At 30.6% G+C, this 21038-nt stretch carries 18 protein-coding genes; 11 read left to right on the plus strand and 7 right to left on the minus strand.

All coding sequences use genetic code 11. The annotated features are described in order from the left end of the window. Positions 1-89 precede the first annotated feature (89 nt). The 4 genes from ABNT65_RS00970 to ABNT65_RS00985 all read right to left on the minus strand — a co-directional run bounded on the left by ABNT65_RS00970 (position 90) and on the right by ABNT65_RS00985 (position 4986). Positions 90-1862 carry an AMP-dependent synthetase/ligase gene (locus tag ABNT65_RS00970; protein WP_348705743.1) on the minus strand — a complete coding sequence of 591 codons (1773 nt, stop codon included), beginning with the start codon at positions 1860-1862 and terminating at the stop codon, positions 90-92. A gap of 71 nt (positions 1863-1933) precedes the next feature. After that, positions 1934-3700: a long-chain fatty acid--CoA ligase gene (locus ABNT65_RS00975; RefSeq protein WP_348746911.1), complete on the minus strand. Its 1767-nt coding sequence runs from the start codon at positions 3698-3700 to the stop codon at positions 1934-1936. Positions 3701-3742: 42 nt separating this feature from the next. Continuing rightward, positions 3743-4471 (minus strand): subclass B1 metallo-beta-lactamase, encoded by a 729-nt coding sequence (bla, locus tag ABNT65_RS00980; protein WP_348746912.1) that lies wholly within the window; start codon positions 4469-4471, stop codon positions 3743-3745. A 44-nt stretch (positions 4472-4515) separates the two neighbouring features. Beyond that, positions 4516-4986 carry a DUF1572 domain-containing protein gene (locus ABNT65_RS00985; protein ID WP_348746913.1) on the minus strand — a complete coding sequence of 157 codons (471 nt, stop codon included), beginning with the start codon at positions 4984-4986 and terminating at the stop codon, positions 4516-4518. Positions 4987-5115: 129 nt separating this feature from the next. Here ABNT65_RS00985 and ABNT65_RS00990 point away from each other — a divergent pair, with 129 nt between their 5' ends. The 8 genes from ABNT65_RS00990 to ABNT65_RS01025 all read left to right on the plus strand — a co-directional run bounded on the left by ABNT65_RS00990 (position 5116) and on the right by ABNT65_RS01025 (position 9517). Beyond that, the gene (locus ABNT65_RS00990) at positions 5116-5622 is read left to right on the plus strand and encodes a GbsR/MarR family transcriptional regulator (RefSeq protein WP_348746914.1); all 507 of its coding nucleotides are present in this window, start codon (positions 5116-5118) and stop codon (positions 5620-5622) included. 38 nt (positions 5623-5660) lie between these two features. Then, positions 5661-6044 carry a hypothetical protein gene (locus ABNT65_RS00995; protein ID WP_348736990.1) on the plus strand — a complete coding sequence of 128 codons (384 nt, stop codon included), beginning with the start codon at positions 5661-5663 and terminating at the stop codon, positions 6042-6044. 11 nt (positions 6045-6055) lie between these two features. Further along, the gene (locus ABNT65_RS01000; protein ID WP_348736988.1) at positions 6056-6547 is read left to right on the plus strand and encodes a pyridoxamine 5'-phosphate oxidase family protein; all 492 of its coding nucleotides are present in this window, start codon (positions 6056-6058) and stop codon (positions 6545-6547) included. A gap of 23 nt (positions 6548-6570) precedes the next feature. Beyond that, a complete protein-coding gene (locus ABNT65_RS01005; protein ID WP_348746915.1) occupies positions 6571-7392 on the plus strand; it encodes a DCC1-like thiol-disulfide oxidoreductase family protein in 822 nt (273 codons plus the stop codon). Positions 7393-7394: 2 nt separating this feature from the next. Then, positions 7395-8288: a TIGR01777 family oxidoreductase gene (locus tag ABNT65_RS01010; RefSeq protein WP_348746916.1), complete on the plus strand. Its 894-nt coding sequence runs from the start codon at positions 7395-7397 to the stop codon at positions 8286-8288. 4 nt (positions 8289-8292) lie between these two features. Next, positions 8293-8457, plus strand: coding sequence for a hypothetical protein (locus ABNT65_RS01015; RefSeq protein WP_348746917.1), 165 nt, complete (start codon positions 8293-8295; stop codon positions 8455-8457). A gap of 81 nt (positions 8458-8538) precedes the next feature. Next, on the plus strand, positions 8539-8775 hold the full coding sequence (locus ABNT65_RS01020; protein WP_348746918.1) for a hypothetical protein: 237 nt from the start codon (positions 8539-8541) through the stop codon (positions 8773-8775). A gap of 34 nt (positions 8776-8809) precedes the next feature. Next, complete coding sequence (locus ABNT65_RS01025) at positions 8810-9517, plus strand: DUF2071 domain-containing protein (protein ID WP_348705764.1); 708 nt, start codon at positions 8810-8812, stop codon at positions 9515-9517. On the opposite strand, the gene ABNT65_RS01030 is transcribed toward ABNT65_RS01025, so the two are convergent. Next, a complete protein-coding gene (locus tag ABNT65_RS01030) occupies positions 9514-10338 on the minus strand; it encodes a mechanosensitive ion channel (protein WP_348746919.1) in 825 nt (274 codons plus the stop codon). The genes ABNT65_RS01025 and ABNT65_RS01030 overlap by 4 nt on opposite strands. 230 nt (positions 10339-10568) lie before the next feature. Between ABNT65_RS01030 and ABNT65_RS01035 the strand changes: the two genes are divergently transcribed. After that, positions 10569-11759 carry a lytic polysaccharide monooxygenase gene (locus ABNT65_RS01035; protein ID WP_348705767.1) on the plus strand — a complete coding sequence of 397 codons (1191 nt, stop codon included), beginning with the start codon at positions 10569-10571 and terminating at the stop codon, positions 11757-11759. Positions 11760-11931: 172 nt separating this feature from the next. Here the strand turns inward: ABNT65_RS01035 and ABNT65_RS01040 are convergent, their stop codons facing one another. Further along, positions 11932-13038: a hypothetical protein gene (locus ABNT65_RS01040; protein WP_348705769.1), complete on the minus strand. Its 1107-nt coding sequence runs from the start codon at positions 13036-13038 to the stop codon at positions 11932-11934. A gap of 160 nt (positions 13039-13198) precedes the next feature. After that, the gene (locus tag ABNT65_RS01045; RefSeq protein WP_348746920.1) at positions 13199-14365 is read right to left on the minus strand and encodes an FAD-dependent monooxygenase; all 1167 of its coding nucleotides are present in this window, start codon (positions 14363-14365) and stop codon (positions 13199-13201) included. A 193-nt stretch (positions 14366-14558) separates the two neighbouring features. On the opposite strand from ABNT65_RS01045, the gene ABNT65_RS01050 reads away from it, so the two are divergent. Both ABNT65_RS01050 and ABNT65_RS01055 read left to right on the plus strand, forming a co-directional pair. Continuing rightward, entirely contained in the window at positions 14559-15827 is a 1269-nt protein-coding gene (locus ABNT65_RS01050; protein ID WP_348736975.1) for a hypothetical protein, read from the plus strand. A gap of 87 nt (positions 15828-15914) precedes the next feature. After that, positions 15915-21035, plus strand: a complete 5121-nt coding sequence (locus ABNT65_RS01055; RefSeq protein ID WP_348736973.1) for a hypothetical protein — start codon at positions 15915-15917, stop codon at positions 21033-21035. Positions 21036-21038: the final 3 nt, after the last annotated feature.

The following is a 21038-nucleotide window of genomic DNA, read 5'->3' on the forward strand; positions in this document are numbered from 1 at the left end:
AGAGTATTTTATATTTTTTAAAGGTAACAATAAAAAAGAACGTCATTACTGTTGAGGTAATGACGCTGTATATTTCCATTTTACACGAATTAACATCTGTAGATTTTATCGTATAAATCAGCATAAATTTCTTTAATAATTTTGCGTTTCATTTTCATGGTAGGTGTTAAATGTCCACCATCAATAGACCACTCCTCAGGAGTTAACTCAAAACGTTTAATTTGTTCCCACTTACCAAACTTAGCATTACAGCTATCTACTTCCTCTTGAATACGATCAATAACCTTTGGATTGGCAATTAAGTCTTTATTATCTCCTAAGTTAATGTCATGGCGATTAGCCCATTCACGTAAAAATTCAAAGTTAGGTTGAATAAGGGCAGCAGGCATTTTTTCACCTTCACCTATCACCATTACTTGTTCTATAAAACGAGATTGCTTTAATTCTCCTTCTAATAACGGAGGAATTACATATTTACCACCAGAGGTTTTAAACATTTCTTTGGTTCTACCAGTGATTTTTAAGAAACCTTCTTCAGAAATTTCCCCTTTATCTCCGGTATGGAAATATCCATCCTGTAACACTTGTGCTGTTTTCTCTGGATCTTTGTAATACCCGACCATTACATTAGGACCTTTCACTAAAATTTCACCATTTTCAGCTATTTTAACATCCAATCCATCAATTAATCGTCCTACTGTACCCACCTTAAAACCACCACCTCTTTGGTCATTTACAGAGATTACAGGAGAAGTTTCGGTAAGTCCATAGCCTTCCATTACTGGCATCCCTGCTGCAGCAAAAACTCGTGTTAACCTAGCTTGTAAAGGAGCAGAACCAGAAACCATAAGTTTTAATTCGCCTCCTAGGGCAGCTTGCCATTTAGAAAAAATTAATTTACGAGCAATACCTAATTGTTTTTCGTACCACCATCCATTAGCTCCGTATGGCTGGTATTTTAAACCAAGCTCAATAGCCCAGAAGAATAATTTTTTCTTGATACCAGATAAGTCGGTTCCTTTGGCATAGATTTTATCATAAATCTTTTCGTATAACCTAGGAACAGCAGTCATTACATTAGGCTTTATTTCTTGTGCATTTTCACTCAACTTTTCAATAGATTCAGCAAAGTAAATAGAAACACCACAGTATTGATATAAATACAATATCATACGTTCAAAAATGTGACAAACTGGTAAAAAACTTAAAGATTTTGTTTTACCATATTCTAACGGAACTCTTTGCTCACTACTTAGTACATTTGATACAATGTTTTTATGAGTAAGCATAACACCTTTAGGTTTACCAGTAGTTCCAGAAGTATAAATTAAGGTAGCTAATGTATCAGGAGTTACAGCATTTTTACGGTCTTCAACTTCTGTTTGATTGCTATCATCTTCTCCTAATTCCAATACTTCTTTCCAGCTTTTTTCTCCTGCAATATCATCAAAAGTATAAACAGCTTTTAGCTTAGTATTGGATTTTATTTGATTTAATTTTTCTAAAATGGTTTCATCTGAAACAAAACAATAGGTAGATTCTGAATGATTCAATACATACTCATAATCTTCTTTAGAAATAGTAGGGTATATAGGCACATTTTGTGCACCAGTTTGTAAAATACCAATATCTAAAACGTTCCATTCAGTTCTGTTATTAGTAGAAATTACCGCAATTTTGTCATCAGGTTGTACACCTAAACGCAATAAACCGCGACTTATTTGGTTAGCTTGTTGTATATACTCTTTGGTTGATATTGACTCCCATTTACCATTTTGCTTTGTAGTAAAAGCTTTTGATAGGTTGTATTTTTCTAATTGGTAATATGGGAAATCAAATAGACGTTTTATTTCAATCGGCATAGATTCGAATTTTGGGCTCTGCAAATTATGAAAAATACCCCGATTGCACAAATTAAGCTTTACTGTTTGATTTATTGATGATTGTATATTTTTTTATATAAATTATTATATTTTTCTAAGATAATTTTTCGTCGCATTTTAAGAGTTGGCGTTAAATGCCCTTGTTCAATGCTCCATTCATCAGGTGTAATTTCAAATCGCTTAATTTGCTCCCATTTACCAAATACTTGGTTATGTGTGTCAATCTCTTCTTGTATTCTATCAATTAATTTTTCATCAGTAGAAATATCAGATAATTCATATTCATGACGTTTAGCCCATTCATTCACAAAATCATAAGCAATTTGTATAAAAGCAGCAGGCATTTTTTCACCTTCGCCAATTACCATTATTTGTTCTATAAATCGTGATTTTTTAAATTCACTTTCCAATACAGCAGGAGCAATATATTTACCACCAGAGGTTTTGAATATTTCTTTTTTTCTATCTGTTATTTTTAAAAAACCATCTTCATCTAATTCTCCAATATCACCAGTATGTAAAAAACCATCAATAATTGTTTTATTGGTTTGTTCGGGGTTTTTATAATATCCCAACATTACATTTGAACCTTTTACTAGTATTTCTCCATCTTCAGCTATTTTAACGGTAACATTATCAAGTATACGTCCTACTGTTCCAATTTTAAAACCATTATCGTGCATGTAGGTAATGGAAACACCAGGAGAAGTCTCTGTCATTCCATAACCTTCAAATACAGGAATTCCAGCAGCAGTAAAAACACGAATTAATCGGGGTTGCATTGGGGCACTTCCAGCGATCATAAACTCAATTTCACCTCCTAGGGCTTCTTTCCATTTTGAAAATATTAGCTTTCTAGCAATAGCGAGTTGTTTTTCATAAAGCCAACCATTTTTGCCATAAGGTTTATACTGTTCTCCTAATGCTAAAGCCCAATAAAATAAGCGCTTTTTTATTCCAGTTAAGTTACTTCCTTTATCTACAATTTTATCAAACACTTTTTCTAAAAGTCTAGGAACAACAGTTAAAAAATGTGGACGTATTTCTTTTAAGTTTTCTCCTAGCTTGTCAATACTTTCAGCAAAATGTATTTCAAAACCTTTGTATTGTGCATAATAAGAAGAAGCTCTTTCAAAAATATGACAAATTGGTAAATAACTAACAGCCCTTTTTTTAGAGGTGGTAATGTTTAGTGTTCCACCTACATTAAAAACATTGCTTACTATATTTTGGTGAGAAAGCATAACTCCTTTAGGAGTACCTGTAGTTCCAGAAGTGTAAATAATAGTAGCTAAATCATTTGGTTGTACGGCTTCTTTAAGTTTGTCAATATCAGTTTGTAAATCAGTATCACTTCCAAGAGTTAAAAAAGAATTCCAATCGTAGTCTGTTTCAAGCTCTTCAAAAGAAAATACCTTTTTTAATTGTGTTTGTGATTGAACTGCTTTCACTTTTTCATATAATTCATTATCTGAAACAAAACAATACAAACTGTCTGAATGATTGAGTACATACGCGTAGTCTTTTTCTGAAAAAGTAGGATAAAGCGGAACATTAACAGCTCCTATTTGTAAAATACCAATATCTAGAATATGCCATTTTGGTTGGTTGTTAGTGGTTATTATGGCTATTTTATCGTTTGGTTGAATACCTAAGGCTAATAAGGCTTTACTAGCTGTATTGGCATATTTTATATAATCCTCAGTGCTTATTGAAAGCCATTGATTCTTGTGTTTGTGAACCAAACAGTTTTGTTGGGGGTAATTTTCTAGTTGGTAATACGTAAAGTCAAAAAGACGTGAAATGTTTTTTGGCATATTAGAGAGGTGGTTTAACCTCTCTAATGTAGCAAAATTATGTTAGTTAAACAATTCAATAGTATAATCTAGCAATTCAGTGCCGCCGTATTTTCCATGCCCTGGGATTACTGTTTTTAAGTTAGGAAGTTCTTTTTTTATGTTTTGAATAGTGCTTGGCCACTGTGGAATGTTAGCGTCACCTGTGAATCCTTTTGGAGCGTTCATGGTTTTAACTAGGCAACCTCCAAACAGTGTATTTTCATCAGCAATATAAGCTACAACATTGTCTTTAGTATGTCCTTCACCATAATGTTTTACTAAAACAGTGGTTTGACCAATTTTAAATGTTTTGCTTTTTTTAAATTGATGTTGTGGGAGTATTTCTTTATTATCTTCTTTAGCTAATAGAATAGTTTTAGCTTCCGCATAAGAAGGAATATTAGTATTATGAAAAGCTTCTAATCCACCTAAACAATCTACATGAAAATGTGTAGGAACAATTGCTTTGATTGTCTTTTTTTGACTATTAACCCAGTTAATTAATTCTTTAGAAGCTTCATTATCAATTGCAGTATCAAATACAATTGCTTCGTCATTATTAAAATAAATCATTCCATTACAACCAAATTTATCAACTGTTTTTAATTTCAGATAAGAAGTATGTATAAATGTGTTATTACCAACTTTTTCAATTTTTAGTTTATCTGAATTATAAATAACAGTTTGTTTTTTAGGAGTAGAACAGTTAATAAATAAAACCAAAATTAAAAATGCAAAAATGTTTTTCATGTATAAATATCTTATGAGAATAGCTTAGCGAAGTAATTATAGTTTTATTGTGTAGAAATTATTTTCTTAATTAAAACTATCTGCCCTAAATGATAATAACTATGTTCAATTACGCCTTCAATATTTCTAGCGTAATTACCATACTTTTCATTAACAAAAGAGCTATTTAAAATAGTATCAGGTAATGAATTTACTTTAGCAATAAATAGATGCGTATTTGTAAGGAATTCATCAACTAAATCTTTCCATTCTTTTTCTGATTGTATTTCAGGAACATCAAAACTATACTTGTCTTTTATTTCCAATGCTCCACCATTAAAAACATTTAATATTCCGGTTAAATAATAGTTGATATGATACGTTAGTACTGCTATTGTGTTGAATGATTCGATTTTTTTAGTTGCTTCTTGCCAAGTTGTGTTTTCTATTTGTTCCTTGTAATTGGTATTAGCAATCCATTTTCCATCTATATATACCTCTTGTAGTCTCTTCGCTAAATTTTTAGATTGTATCATTTGTTCTTAGGAAATTTTTTTCAATTTAATTAACATTATTTTTTTATAGAAATTTTTAAATGTTAAATGATGTTTATTTTATTTTCAATAATTTTTGAAAGTTTTAAAAATAGTTTGTATGTTTGCTTCATGAAATTAGAAGACGCTAAAATAAAATATATTCATACTTGGGGTAGTTTGGCTACTAGTTGGGGAATTAATAAAACCATGGCACAAGTGCATGCATTATTATTAACATCAACGAAGCCACTTTCTGCCGATGAAATTATGGAAGCATTAAAAATTTCAAGAGGAAATGTAAACATGAACGTTCGTGCTTTGATAGATTGGGGGATTGTAAGAAAGGAATTTATAACAGGAGAGCGTAAGGAGTTTTTTGTAGCGGATAAAGATATTTGGGAATTGTTTAAACAAGTTACCAAGGAACGAAAGAAACGAGAGATTGAACCTGTGCTTAAAGTGTTGGCTGAACTCCAAGAAGAAGTAAAGGAAGATTCAGAAGATGCAGTACAGTTTAAAAAATTAATGGAAGATTTATCTTCAGTTACTAATACGGTAAACGGTATTTTAGATAAGGCTATCAAAGCAGATGAACATTGGTTATTATCTAATTTCACAAAAATGATTAAAAAGTAAAAAAATTTACAAATAAACTTTCAAAAATTTCTGAAAATATGAAACATATAAATAATATGAGCTTAATAAATAGAGTCTTGATTATTGCCACGGTAGTTTTATATGCTACAATATATTTTGGGGTATTATGCCAAATATTTTTAGGAAGTTATCAATTAATAATTGCTACTTATTTATGGTTTCAATTAAAAGAAATGAAAGAAAAAGAAAAGAGTATGTTATTTATATATAGTGGATTGGTGTTTTTTTATGGATTCTTATTATTAATAATGGAGTTACTTAACTTTAATAGTTATCTACTGGTCTTAGTCTATATTATTATTCCTATAAGTTTAGCCATTTACTTCTCGTTTTTATTGGAAAATATTAGAAGCAGAAGAAAAATAGAAGAAAGCAATCTAATTAAAAGTATAAAATCTTAAAACACTTAACCATGATAATAGACTTACAAAAAAACTGGGTATCGATAAAGGAGCATTTTAAAAAAAGTAGAAATGAAAATATGTTTGTTTCCATAGCTTCTGTAAATGCTAATAATGAGCCAACAGTTACGCCAATAGGTTCACTTTTTTTAAATGACAATCAAACAGGATTTTATTTTGAAAAATTTGCTGCGAAACTAAAATCAAACTGTCAAACCAATAAAAAAATATGCATTCTGGCAGTAAATAATAATAAATGGTTTTGGATAAAGTCATTATTCACAGGTGAATTTTCTAGTTATCCGGGGATAAAATTATATGGCGAGTTAGGAGAAAAAAGAAAAGCTTTACCTAAAGAAGAACAGGCAATGCAAAGAAGAGTGAGAACTGCAAAAATGCTAAAAGGTCATGATTATTTATGGAAAGAAATGTGTCAAATAAGAGAAATAAAATTTACAAAAGCAGAAAAAATAAATCTAGGTAGAATGACCAAAGATTTATAGTAATTAATAACAATAATAAATCTATGAATACGCTAGAAAATCATACACTTTTATACGATAAAGAATGCCCATTATGTAATTTTTATACGGCTGTTTTTATACGTGCTAACATGTTAGATAAAAATGGTAGACAGCCATTTAATCAGTTAAAATCTTTGAAAATTAAAAATATAGATGTTCAAAGAGCTACTAATGAAATAGCTTTGGTGGATACAAAAACAAACAAAGTTATTTATGGTATTGATAGCTTACTTAAGGTAATAGGAAACTCATTTCCCTTAGTGGAAAAAATAGGAAATGTTAAACCAATTTATTTTTTACTTCAAAAGTTATATTCCTTTATTTCCTACAACCGAAAAGTAATTATTCCAGCTGAATTAAAGAAAAAAGAAGAATTAGTATGTGAACCTGATTTTAATGTCAAATATAGATTGTTATTTATTGTTCTGAGTATAGGAATAACTTTTTATTCATTAAGATATTTTTCGCCTTTAATAAAAAACTTACCAAGTCTAAGTTTAACAGGAGAGTTTTTATTAGCCATAGGTCAAATAGTTTTTCAATCCTTATTCTTTCTAGGGAAAAACACTAAAAAAACAATTAATTATATAGGAAATTTAATGACGGTTTCGTTATTTGGAAGCTTAGGTTTACTACAATTAATACTTTTAAATGCTATCATAACATTGCCACAGTTTATTGTTTTAAGCTCATTTTTTGGAATCGTAAGTTTTATGTTTTTTGAACATAAAAGAAGGTTGAAATTATTGGAGCTACCAAGTTATTTAAGTTATACATGGATTCTTTATAGAATTATAGTCTTATTAATTCTTTTAAATATATAAATATGAAAATAGTAATCGCTGGAGGCACTGGATATTTGGGAGAGTTGCTTACTGAATATTATAAAAAAGAAAAAGAAAATCAAATTTACATTTTAAGCCGAAAACAAAAATTAAATGTAGATAATGTGTATTATTTACAATGGGATGGCGTATCTAAAGGTTATTGGACATCAATTTTGAATCATGCAGATGTACTTATTAATTTAACAGGAAAATCTGTTAATTGCAGATATACTCAAAAAAACAAAGCTGCAATTTATAATAGTAGGTTAAAAAGTACAGCCTTATTATGTGAAGTTGTTCAAGACTTAGCGTTTCCGCCAAAAGTATTTATCCAGTCCTCTTCAGCGACTATTTATAGGTATTCAGAAGATAAAATTATGACAGAATCTAAAGGAGAAATTGGTATAGACTTCTCTATGGACGTGTGTAAAAAATGGGAAGAAGTATTTAATAGTTATCATTTACCTAAAACAAAGAAAATAATAACAAGAACCTCTATTGTGTTAGGAAATAATGGAGGTGCTTTTCCAATAATGAAACAAATGACAAAATTAGGACTAGGAGGGAAGCAAGGAAAAGGAAATCAGTATATAAGTTGGGTGACAGAAGAGGATTATATAAGAGCTATTGACTTTTTAATATACCAAGAGTCTGGTGTTTATAATGTTTGTGTACCAAATCCTATTCAAAATAAAAAGTTTCAAAAAGAATTACAATGCAAGCTAAAAATACCATTCGGATTTTCTAGTCCAAGTTGGTTGTTAAAAATAGGAGCCCAATTAATAGGAACAGAAACAGAATTGTTATTAAAAAGTAGAAATGTATATCCAGAAAAATTACTGAAACTAGGATTTACATTTACCACTAAAACATTTCAAGAATTAAAACTATAAGTTTATGTCAGTTATCATGTTATTCACCAAAATAAAAGCCGATAAAAAACTAGTGTTTGATTTATCAAGAAGTATTGAATTACATAAAATTGCAACCCAAAAAACAAATGAAAAAGCTATAGCTGGTAAAACTCAAGGTTTAATTGGATTAGGAGAAACAGTTACATAGAGAGCAAAGCATTTAGGCGTTTATCAGAACTTTACCTCAAAGGTAATAGGTTGTAAAGAATCAGAATATTTTGCAGATACAATGGTAAAAGGAGCTTTTAAGAATTTTACCCATGAGCATTATTTTTCCAATATATATAATTGCACTACTTTAGTTGATGTGCTTGAATTTTCATCGCCTTTTGGAATTCTTGGAAAACTAGTAGACTTTATATTTTTAAAAAAATATTTAACAATGTTTTTAAAAGAAAGAAACCAAGTAATAAAAGAATATGCAGAGTCGGATAAATGGAAAGAAATTTTAATAACAGATAGATAGCAAAGTTTAAGTTATCGTAAAATTAGTAAAAAATATGAGTTTTTTAAGAGCAGAATGGAGGAAGTTAATCATGATAAACTATAAGGTAAAACCTGAAGTTTTAGAGAAGTATTTACCTAATGGCACTGAATTAGATTCTTATAATGGTTCTTATTACGTAAGTGTAGTAGGTTTTATGTTTTTAAACACAAAGTTATTAGGGGTGAAAGTTCCTTTTCATATAAACTTTGAAGAAGTAAATCTCCGTTTTTATGTAAAAAGAAAAGAAGGAAATGAATGGAAAAGAGGAGTAGTTTTTATTAAGGAAATTGTACCTAAACCAGCCATAACTTTTGTAGCCAATACTATTTACAAAGAGAATTATCAAACTTTACCCATGAAACATACATGGGACGAAAATAACGAAAGATTAAAAATAAGTTACCAATGGAAAACTAATAGTAGTTGGAATGAAATAAGAGTTGAAACAGAAAATAAGAAAAAGGAAATGAAAGATAACTCAGAAATAGAATTTATAGCTGAGCATTATTGGGGCTATGCAAAAGATAAAGACAAAACTACGGAATATGAAGTAAAACACCCAAGTTGGAAATATTATCCAGTTAATGCTTACAAAATAGTTGTTGACTTTTTAAAAACGTATGGAGAAGATTTTACTTTTTTAGAAAGTGAACTACCTAGTTCCGTGTTTTTGTTAGAAGGTTCAGAAATATCAGTTGAAAATAAAAAAGTATTGACTTAACTTCCAATGGCACCTAATTCAATTCCCTCAGAATAGGCAACTTGAATTTTATGATCGCTAAAAGCTTTTTTTATAGCTTCATGCGTGTCAAAAGTAACTTGCCAAAAGTTTTCAGGATGTACATATGGACGTACAGCTACTTCAATACTATGAGAATCAAAGTTTTCAATACCTATTTCGGTTACTGGGTCTTCTAAAATATTGTCTATGTTTTTAATAGAGGTTTTAATAATACTTCTAACTCTAGGAAAGCTTTCAGCATAAGGCATGGTTACACTAATTTCCAATCTAACAATTCCTTTTTTAGAAAAATTAGTAACTACTCCATCTGTAATTTTAGAGTTTGGTATAATTAAAGTTTTATTACCAGGAGAAACAATGGTAGTGCTAAAAATACCTATTTCTTCTACTTTACCAAATTTATCTTCTACTTGAATCCAGTCGCCAGATTTATAAGGTTTTAAAGTAAGAATTAAAATTCCAGAAGCAAAATTCCCTAAACTTCCTTGTAAAGCCATACCTATGGCAAATCCAATAGCGGCTAGAAGAGCAACTAAACTAGAAAGATTTACTCCTAAAATTGAGGCGGTTACTAAAAGTAATGCCCCTTTGAGAATAAAGTTAAACATTGACACTAAAAAAGGTCTAATAGTATCATCAAAACCAGCTTTTTTCAGTGTTTTATTTAAAAAAGCAATAAGTCTATTTGCTAATTTCATTCCTAACCATAGAATAATAGCTCCTAAAAGTAATTTAGGAATATATTCAATAGCTTTTTCTTGTATTAAATTTAAAATTTTTTCAATGCTTATACTTGTCATAAGAATGTTATAGTTGATATTATTTTCTTGGTTGTACTAATTTATACTTTTTTGAGAAAAAATAATAATAAAATCAATGCTATAAATTGAAAGGGTTAAATAGAAGTTTTGTTTTTAAGTTGTTTTAAAAGAGTTGTTTGTGTGTGTTTTTAAGTTGTTCGTATAAAAAGTTTTAAAAAGATTGTTTTTTTTAAAAACTTCTGAACACTAACCAAAAACTTTTAAATTTTATGACAACCCTTCTAGTTAAACAAACCAACTTTGGTTTAAAGAAGACACTACAATTAATTTTACTTAGTTTATTATTTACTTCCATGTCTGAACCGGTATTTTCTCACGGAACAGTAATTTGGCCAAAAAGTAGAATAAAACAGTGTCATGAAAACCCAACCGGAAATAATTGTCAGCCTTGTGGAGGCGCAATTTATGAATGGAGATCTATTTTACAACCCCATACTGATTATGGAAAACATCGAAACTATGTTCCTGATGGACAACTTGCCAGCGGAGGAAACCCAGGTAAATTTGGTTGCCTTGATGCTTTGATAAATTGGCCTTCACAAAATGATTGGAGAACAACAAAAGTTAATTATGGAGATATATATGTTAAGTGGCAAAATACGGCGCCGCATAGAACAGAATATTACAAAGTATATATTACACCATTAGATTGGGATCCGTCTAAACCTTTAAATTGGGATGACTTAATAGAAATTGGTCATGTAGGAAAAAGACCAGCAGAAGATTTTACTGTAATTAAAGCTACGATTCCTGATTCGTACATAGGAAAAAGAGCAGCTTTATATAGTGTATGGCAAAGAGAGTTTACGCATAGCCATGAAGCTTTTTATTCTGTAAGCGATATTAATGTAGTAAGATCTGGAGGAGCTAGTAGTGATGGTGATACTGGTGGAGGGGACGATGATGGCGGAGGAGATGATGATGGTGGAGGAGATGATGACGGTGGAGGAGATGACTGCGGTACAGCTAAAAAGTGGAATCAAGATGCTGTATATGTAAAAGATGATGTTGTGAGTCATCAAGGAGATTTGTATAGAGCTAAATGGTGGACTAAAAACCATAACCCAACTAATAATTCAGGTCCATGGCAAGTATGGGAAAAAACAGGAAGTTGTAATGCAACACCAAGTCAGGCATTTACTATTGTAGATAATTATCCTAACCCATTCCGAGAGGTAACATCCATAAATTATAAGGTTAATAAACCGGTTAAAGGTTTGAGTATGACAATTAGAACGCTTGATAATCTTGTTGTGCACAGCGTTTTTTCTAAGAAGCGAAAATCGTTAGGGAAACATAAACAACCGCTTAATACCACAGGATTGGCACCTGGAGTTTATTTATGTGTGTTAGAAGATGAAAATGGAACAGTCAGTAGAAAAAAGATTTTAGTAAAATAATTAAATAAAACTAAAGTTAAGTAACCAAATTTTAAGCGAGATTTTTCTTTAAGAATTTCTCGCTTTTTTATAAAAACAAAAATACGATTCTGAAAAAGAATCGTATTTTTTAGATAAACATTAATAAATGTTAATAAGGGGAATTTAAAAAGGGATGTTATTTTGAGTGTTTCTATTTTAAAGTAATACTAAATTTTGATTCTGGGAAAAAGTTAAATCCTTCACCAATTTCTACAACTAATACATTAGCGGAATCAATACGAAGATTTACTGCTGGATTATTACTTGTAAACGAAGTTACTCCATGAGCACTTTCAAAAGTAAGATAGTACCTGTCTTTAACACCAGCTTCTAGAACTCTATAGTTTTCTTTCCAAAAAGGATCTTCAGCTTTAGGTAATAAATTAAAATCAATCGTATTACTTGTTAAGTTAATACTATATAATCCATTAATTGGAAAACCTCCATTAGGAGTTAAGTCTACTTTTAAAACATCAGGAAATTCAACTGCATTATTGCTTACTATAGCAGTTAAGTCTAAACCATTGGCACCTAAAGCAACACCTTCATTTATAATATTAGCAGTTAAGTTTAGTCCATCTTCGCCTAAATTAGATTTAAAAGCATAATCTAAATAAGCAGCAAATGAAATTTCATTAACTTGAGAATCAGCATATGTGTTTTTAACAGTTACTTTAGCTCCATTAGTAAGAGGGGTACTACCAGCATTTTTAGCTTTTAAAGTTAATGTAAATTCAGAATCAGGTCTAAACTCAAACCCTTCACCAACTTCTACTACTAATATTTTATCTGAGTCAACTCTTAAGTTAATAGCAGCATTATTAGAGGTAAAACTATCTACATTATGTGGGGCATCAAAAGTTAAGTAATATCTATCTTTAACACCAGCTTCTAAAGTTCTATAATTCTCTTTCCAAAAAGCATCGTCTGCCTTTGGTAATAATTTGAACTCAATGGTGTTTTCAGATAAATTGATAGCGTACAAAGGATTAATTTTAGGCCCTCCACCTGAAGTTAAATCAGCCTTTAATGTTTCAGGGAATTCAACGGCAGCATCTTTAAAAGCATAATCTAAATAAGCTGCAAAGGAAATTTCTTGAACATTGAAATCTTCGTAGGTATTATGTACAGTTACAGTATTACCTTCAAGGGTAGGTAAATTAATATCAGGGTTATCATTATCATCGTTATTACACGAAATGAATAGATTACTAGATAGTATAAGTAAAACTATAGGGGTGAATTTTAAAAGTTTCATGATGTTGTTTTTTTAATTAAAAATTACAATGCAAAGTTGTATTTAAATAGAAACTTTTTCGCTATACAAAAAAGAGTAAAAACTGTAATTATGGGAGTTAAACTTGTAGCTTACTATTTTTTGTTAAGCCTTCTAAAAGGATGTGTAAATCTTGAAGGAATTAAATAAAATGATGATTGTTTAGTTTGTAAATAGAATACATTTGTTTTTGCATTAATTTATCAGGTGTACTTTTTAGAATAAAATTCCTGATAAGTTCCCCAATTTTATTGGTGATTGCAATTTTAGAAGTAAATCTAGATTGCCTCACTAAATGCTGTACCTTAGGTTTTCTATGCTTGTAGAATTCATTATAAGCAGTATTAAAATTAAGATGATATCTTTTTAGGAAATTACTAATAAAATAGGCATCTTCAATAGCTTGAGCTCCACCTTGACCAAGGTCAGGTGTCATCCCATGAGCAGCATCACCAAGTAAACAAATTTCACCATTATGCCATTTAGATAATACGTTTAAATCATAAATGTCATTTTTAATAATTTTTTCAACAGTAGTATTGCTTATTAGTTGATTCACAATAGGAGTAAACTCAGAGAATAAATGCAAAAGAAGCTCTTTATGGTTGTCAATACCTTTATAATTAGGAGGACTCAATTTTACTGCAAACCAATACACTTTATCTTGAGCTATTTTAGATACACCAAATTGTAATTGTTTGCCCCAAAGCGTAAAGCCAACATTCGTTAGCTCATTAGGTAATGTAAAGTTTGAAATTCCCCTCCAGCATGTCTGCCCAGAATACCTTAGGTTACTTTTGGGAAATAATTGATTTCTAACTTTAGAATTGAGTCCATCCGCACCAAGAATGGAATCTGATTTAACAATAGTATTGTCCGAAAAATGAATATTAAATGAAGTATCAGAATTAATGGAGTATTTTTCGAAACCTTTATTTAGTTGAATGTTTTTTTGATCACAAAAGTTAAGTAATATTTTCTGAAGTGTACCTCTATGTATAGCAATGGTAGTGTAGCCAAATTTCTCTTTAACAAATGTTTGTTCAGAATTTGAAATAGACTTTAGTTGATGGTCTGCAAGACGTATGACATCTAAAGAATTTCCCGAATCTATAATAGCTTTTAATAGTTGAGGGTTAATCCATTCAAAAACCTGTAAAGCGTTAGGAGGTAGCCAAATACCAGCTCCTACTTCTTTAATAACGGGTGTTTTTTCATAAAGAGTATATGGTATGTTTAATTTTTCAAAGCACAAAGCAGTGGTCAATCCACCAATTCCACCACCAATAATAGCTATATTTTTAGACATGTATATAAGGTTAATTTCCATTATAAAAATAAACCCTTTTCAATTTTTAAAGATTGATAAATGTCAAGAAAATATATGAAGGTTTTCAATAAGCTATAAGGTGAGTTTAGTATTACAATTAGTGTAAAAAAACAATAATATGGGAAGTGTAAAATGTTAACTTTGTTGGATTAAATTAAAACCACTACTAAACATGAAAAGAATAAGTATTCTACACATTTTAATAGCAATATTCATTGTGCAAGTTCAAAAAAATCAAGCACAAACAACCACAAATTACGGTGAAGGCTCTGGTACACAAGGAGAAAAAAATACCTTTTTGGGATATAATGCAGGAGCATTAACCACGAGTAACGATAACTCGTTCTTTGGTTATAATGCAGGTGCAAAAAATGCTACAGGAACGCACAACATGTTTTTAGGAAGAAGTGCTGGATTTAACAATACAACAGCTTCTTACAATATGTTTTTCGGTTCTAGTTCTGGTTTAAATACCAACACTGGAGGATATAATATGTTTTTAGGTGCTTTTTCTGGATTTAGCAACAGAAATGGTAACAGTAATATATACATAGGTTTTTCATCTGGTAGAAATAATACTTCAGGAGGTAAGAATGTATTTATAGGATCTAGTTCAGGAACGAATAACAAAGGGAATTCAAATGTGTTTTTGGGGTATAGTGCAGGATATGATGAACTAGGAAGCAACAAATTATATATTGAAAACTCTAAAAATGAAATTCCATTAATTTATGGAGATTTTAGTACCAATCAAGTAGGTATTAATGTAAAACCGACTTCTAGTGAAACTACATTTGCTGTAGGTGGGCAAACGGAAGTTCAAGGAAATTTATTAGCTACTGGGAATGTTGGAATAGGAACCGAATCTCCTGATAGAGCTTTAGACATTGCTGGTGGAGATACTTGGCAAGTAAAGCTTTCAAATACTTCAGAAACCAAAAGAATGTTTATGGGGTGGTACGAATCTCGCGGTGCTATGGAAATTAGTACTTGGGGTGATGGAACTTTTCAAAATGTACCTTTAAGTTTTTTACCTCAAAAGGTTACATTTAATGGAAATGTAGGTATAGGAACTCTGAATCCAAGTGCTGATTATAAATTATCAGTTAATGGAAAAATAAGAGCTAAAGAAGTAACAATAGAATCTGATTGGGCAGATTATGTTTTTGAAAATGACTATAAACTTCCTACCTTAAAAGAAGTAGAAACACACATCAAAGAAAAAGGACATCTTATTAATATTCCTTCAGCAACTGAAGTACATAAAAATGGTGTAAAATTAGGAGAAATTAACTCTAAACTTCTAGAAAAGATTGAAGAATTGACTTTGTATACAATTGCTCAAGAGAAAAAACTTGAAGCACAAGAAAAGCAATTAAAAACACAAGAAGAGCGATTAAAAAAATTAGAAGAATTGTTATTGGTAAAGAATAAAAAATAATCATACTAATTAGTTCATGTAACTTTTACAACGTTTAGTATAAAATATACTTATTTCTAAAACTTAACTATTAAAGACTATTATGTTATGAATAGTGCTATTATAAAAAAAATTGCTCAAAGGTTTATTGTAGATAAAACCTTGGCAAAAAAAGAGCATACCAAAGCATCACATCGAAGAATAGCTTTATTCTTTATCTGTGTATTTATGCAAAGTCTATTACCCCATAATCAATTATGGGCCAATAATAATGGACCTAATGCACCCGAGGCAGCAGCTTTTGAACCTATAGATGCGACTGATATGGTAAACTTGGTAACTGGAGATTTTTCTTATGTGTTACCCTTATTAAATGTACCTTCTCCTGAAGGTGGTTACCCCCTGGCCCTTTCTTATCATGCAGGAATTGCTATGGACCAAGAGGCTTCGTGGGTTGGTTTAGGCTGGTCATTAAATCCTGGGGCGATTAATCGATCTGTGAATGGAGTACCAGATGATTGGAAAAATACAAGAAAGTACAGTGTTTTCTATGACGAAGGAGGAACTATCACATCCTATTCTGGTTCAGTAAGTGTTGGATGGGGAGGTGATGGTAGTGCTTTTTCAGCAGGTTTGTATGCTAGTTATTCTGAACACCAATCTTCACATGGAGAAAATTCTTATCGATTTGATATTGGAGTAACTGGTAGTGTAGGCTTTAAAAACACTCCCTTATCAATAAGAGGGAGATTAGGTACTGATGGTGTTGGTATTAATTCTTCATATACTTATGGCGCTAATACCGAAAGTCCAATAAAATTTTCTACATCAGTTAATCAAAGTTTTATTGATGGTACTACCGATGTTTCAGTAACTGCTTCTAGAAAACTATCAAGTCTAGGCTTTTCCTATAATTCAAATAATGGTTTCTCTGGAGGTATTAACATAAATGGATTACCTCAAAAAACTAAAGGAAATAATGCTATGGATACTAGAATGTCATTTGATACCAAAACCTTAACAGCATATATCCCTTTAGGAAAATTTAATATTAATGCCAAATATCAAAAAACAAAATATTGGGCTTATGAAAATGACTATAGTACTTTTGATGGTGCTCTTTACGCAGGAAATCTTCAAAACACATTAAAAGAAAGTTTGTTTGATTGGAAAGTAGCTTTCGATTCTCATGAGTCTTATTATGAAAAAGATCCTAACGAACAAGCTAGAAGGGCTAATTACTCTAAAGTAAGTTATGATAATTATTCTGTTTCTGGTCAAGGTATATCTGGTTCAATAAAACCATATCTTTTTCAAGAGGCTCCTTTAAAAATTCAGGAAAGAGTTTTAGGAACAGATGATAGAGGAAGGGCTAACCTTCGTGCAATTTATAATTATCCTATAATAGGACAATCTGGAGATAAGTTTACTAAAAGTATTAATCAAATACCTTTTTATTTTGAAAATGAAAACTCATCATATTTAAGAGTAAAATCTGGTAATTGGTCGGTTAATTCAAATACTTATAATTCTATTTTTGCTATTAATACTTTAAGTAAAACTATAGAAGATACATTTACAATTGATGATAAAACCTATAAAGGAACAAACGCTAACGGAACTATGCGAAAAGGTTCTTATATCAGCGCGTATACAAATAAGCAAATTATTGATAATCCAAGCTTAATTTTAAAACCCTATAGTTTTAACAGAAGAAGACTTAAAGATGAAGTTCTTGACGGAATAGGTGCTTATAAAGTAACGGCTTCAGATGGTAAAACGTATCATTATTCTCTACCTGTGTACCATCATGAAGAATTTTCTAGAGTTTCGGATATTGATAAGGATATTAGAAAACAATTTTCAGAACAAATGCAATTAGCCCCTTACGCTACTCACTGGCTATTAACAGCAGTTACAGGACCTGATTATATTGATGTAAATAATAATCAAATAGTAGATAAAGATGATTACGGATACTGGGTTGGTTTTGATTACGGCATGTGGAATGAAGGTTATGCTTGGCGCATTCCTGCTAGTGGTTATCATAAATCAGAAAAAACAAAAAGTTATCAATGGGGAGTAAAAGAAGTATATTATTTAGATAAAATAAAAACAAGAACACATACAGCTTTATTTGTAAAATCAATAAGAGATGATAATGTTTCTTCAGGATTACTTAATCTCGGATCAAAAGATACTCCTAAAGAATATAGAGATAGACATTTACAAAGTTATGTTAGAGGTGACGATGGTAAAAACTATTTTAATGGGGTTTATGACAATATGCGTATTGTTAGTGCTAGCCCTGCTTATGCTCAAATAGATTCAAAACATAGTAATTTTTTCAAATTTGAAAAACAACACTCTTTAAAATTATCAAAGATTATTCTTTTAAAGAATAATAAAATTAATGAAGAAATTATAAAAACAAATCCTCATGAAATAGGATCTCGCTTTGGAGGGGAGATAAAAATGGATAGCTTTTACGAAGAGTTTAATATTGTTACTGGACCTGTTTATTCAATAACTAAACCACTCCATGAAAGACGTTGGGATTCTCATTTTTATAGAAATATACTTGACTTAAAAGATATTACAGCACAAGCTTCAAAGTTAACAGGAGTTATAAAATCAATAAATTTTGATTATTCTTATAAACTGGCTACTCAATCTCCTAACTCTTATAACACTAGTAGAGGAAAATTAACACTTGAGAAAGTTACTACAAGAGGGAAAAACGATGATTTTCTAATACCTCCTTTCAAATTTGATTATATAAACTCTGCTGTTTACAATATAGATAATGTAGATGATTGGGGATATAATAAAGGAATTCCTCAGGCTTGGAGTATGAATAAAATTACTACACCAACAGGAGGCACTATTAATATAGAGTATGAAGAAGACAGTTATTATATGGAAGCAGCACAAACTACTCCTTCGAGTACATTCACTGATAAAAAAGGTGGTGGAATAAGGGTAAAAAACTTAACTGTTGAAAATGATGGCAAAAAATATACCTCTTCTTATAGTTATAATTTACTTAATAAATCTTCAGGAGTAACTTCTTATGCTCCTTCTAAACAAGAAAAACAAGTAAAATTTATTGGCGAAATACCTGCTCCAGGAGTAATGTATGAAAAAGTAACTGTAGCACATAAAGATATTTCGAGTAAAGTTACCACTAAAGACGAGTATACTTTTCAAGTTCTACCAAAAATGGTTACAAATTTAAGTGGTGGATTTACAATGAATAGTCTTAAATCAGGAGAAATTTTATCACTTAAAAGAAATCAAGATCAATATCATAATGTAACACTATCTGGTAATTCTATGCAAGCAAATTTATCTAAATTCACATTGACGGATCATACAGCAAAGCTTGGTAGTTTATTGTCTAAAATAAGTTATAATGAAAAAGGACAAAGAATTTCTGCTTCATATAATATTTATAAAAATACCGAAGAAATTCAACAAGGGCTACATCAAGAAACTAATAAGGTTTATAAAAAAGTAGCCTCAAGAGATAATCCGGACAAACTAGTTTTAATTTCTTCAAGTAAAATTAAATTACCTAACGTTTTAAAGTATCAAAGTACTCATGTAGGAAACTATAAAAATCAAATTAATTTTGACTCTTACGATTTTGTTACCGGACAACCTATACAGACTACGTCCACTTTAAGTGATGGTACTGAAATAAAATCCAAAACTATTCCAGCTTATTCCATTTATCCTGAAATGGGATCCAAAGTAGATAACATCAATAACAGAAATATGTTATCACAATCAGCAGCTAACCTTACCCAAATAAAAAAAGGAGAAGATTGGAAAACCATTGGAGCTAATATTACTACTTGGAATAGTTTTTGGAATTATCGCAAACCAGATGGTACTATTGAAAGTGCTACAACTCCAAAAGTATGGCGTAAACATAAAAACTTTGCTTGGAAAGGTGAAGTAGATTCTACAGGTGTGTATCTAAGTTATTCTGGAGATTTTGACAATTTTAATTTTCATGAAGACTTTAATCAACCTAATGATAAATGGATCAATACTTCTACCGTTAATTTATACGATCATTTCTCTATGCCATTAGAAACTGAAGATATTAATGGGAATAGTATCGCTACTAAAATGGGAGATCGTGATAGTAAAATTATTGCGACCTGTAATTCAAAATATACAGAAATGTTTTATAGTGGAGCTGAATACTCTAGAGTCATTAATGGAATAACATATTTAGATGGAGAGATAAAAACAAATGGAAGTATTGTGAATATAGACAAAGCTCATACAGGGAATCATATTATTCGTGCGAGTAATACAGAAGCCTTTGAAGTTACTTTTCCTATAGACTCCAACCGTAAAGTACAAGAATCTTATTATAAAGTATCTGTTTGGGTGCGTAAAGGACAAGAAAATAACCTAACGATAGTTAGAAAAGTAGGAAATCACTTCCCTTTTGTACAAGAGTTTGAGCCAAGTCAAACGATAACGGCCGGAGATTGGGTACAACTAAGTGGATATATCGATATCCCTACAGAAGAAACTACATTACAAATCTACACCAATGGAACTTCTGATTTGGATGATTTTAGGATTCTCCCTATAGAATCTAACATGACCAGTTATGTATACAACAAACGAGATGAGCTTTCATACATTATTGGGGCTAATAATTTAGCCACAAAGTATGAATATGATGATGCAGGACGATTGAAAAAGACATACACTGAAGTAATCGATGATACTGGAATTATTGGTGGGTTTAAATTACAAAAAGAAATTAATTACCATTATAAGTATGTGCCTACAACTGAAGATTTAGATCCTGACAAATTATATTTACGTTTACCTATAGATAGTGCTACAGATAACACTACCACTGTAAGGGCTGTAGTTACTGGAGGTTCAGGTGAATATGAATATGAATTTGATCAAAACAGGACTGGAAGCAATTTTTCTTTCTCTGGATATGGTTCTAGTAAAACTATAACAATTCAAACGTATTGTCCTAAAGGAAGAATTTTTTATAAATGCTGGGTAAGAGATAAAATTACAGGTAGAACAGTAGAAAGAGCTCATAGTCATCAAAGAATATGTAATAATGATGATGACGATGATGGAAATCCGATTCCAGATGATCAACCTAGAAACAATCAACAAGGACCAGGTAGAGATGGACAACCTATTGATAATAATCCAATGGATGAACAACCTTAATAC

Source organism: Tenacibaculum sp. 190524A02b (genome assembly GCF_964036645.1).
Lineage (GTDB): Bacteria > Bacteroidota > Bacteroidia > Flavobacteriales > Flavobacteriaceae > Polaribacter > Polaribacter vairaonense.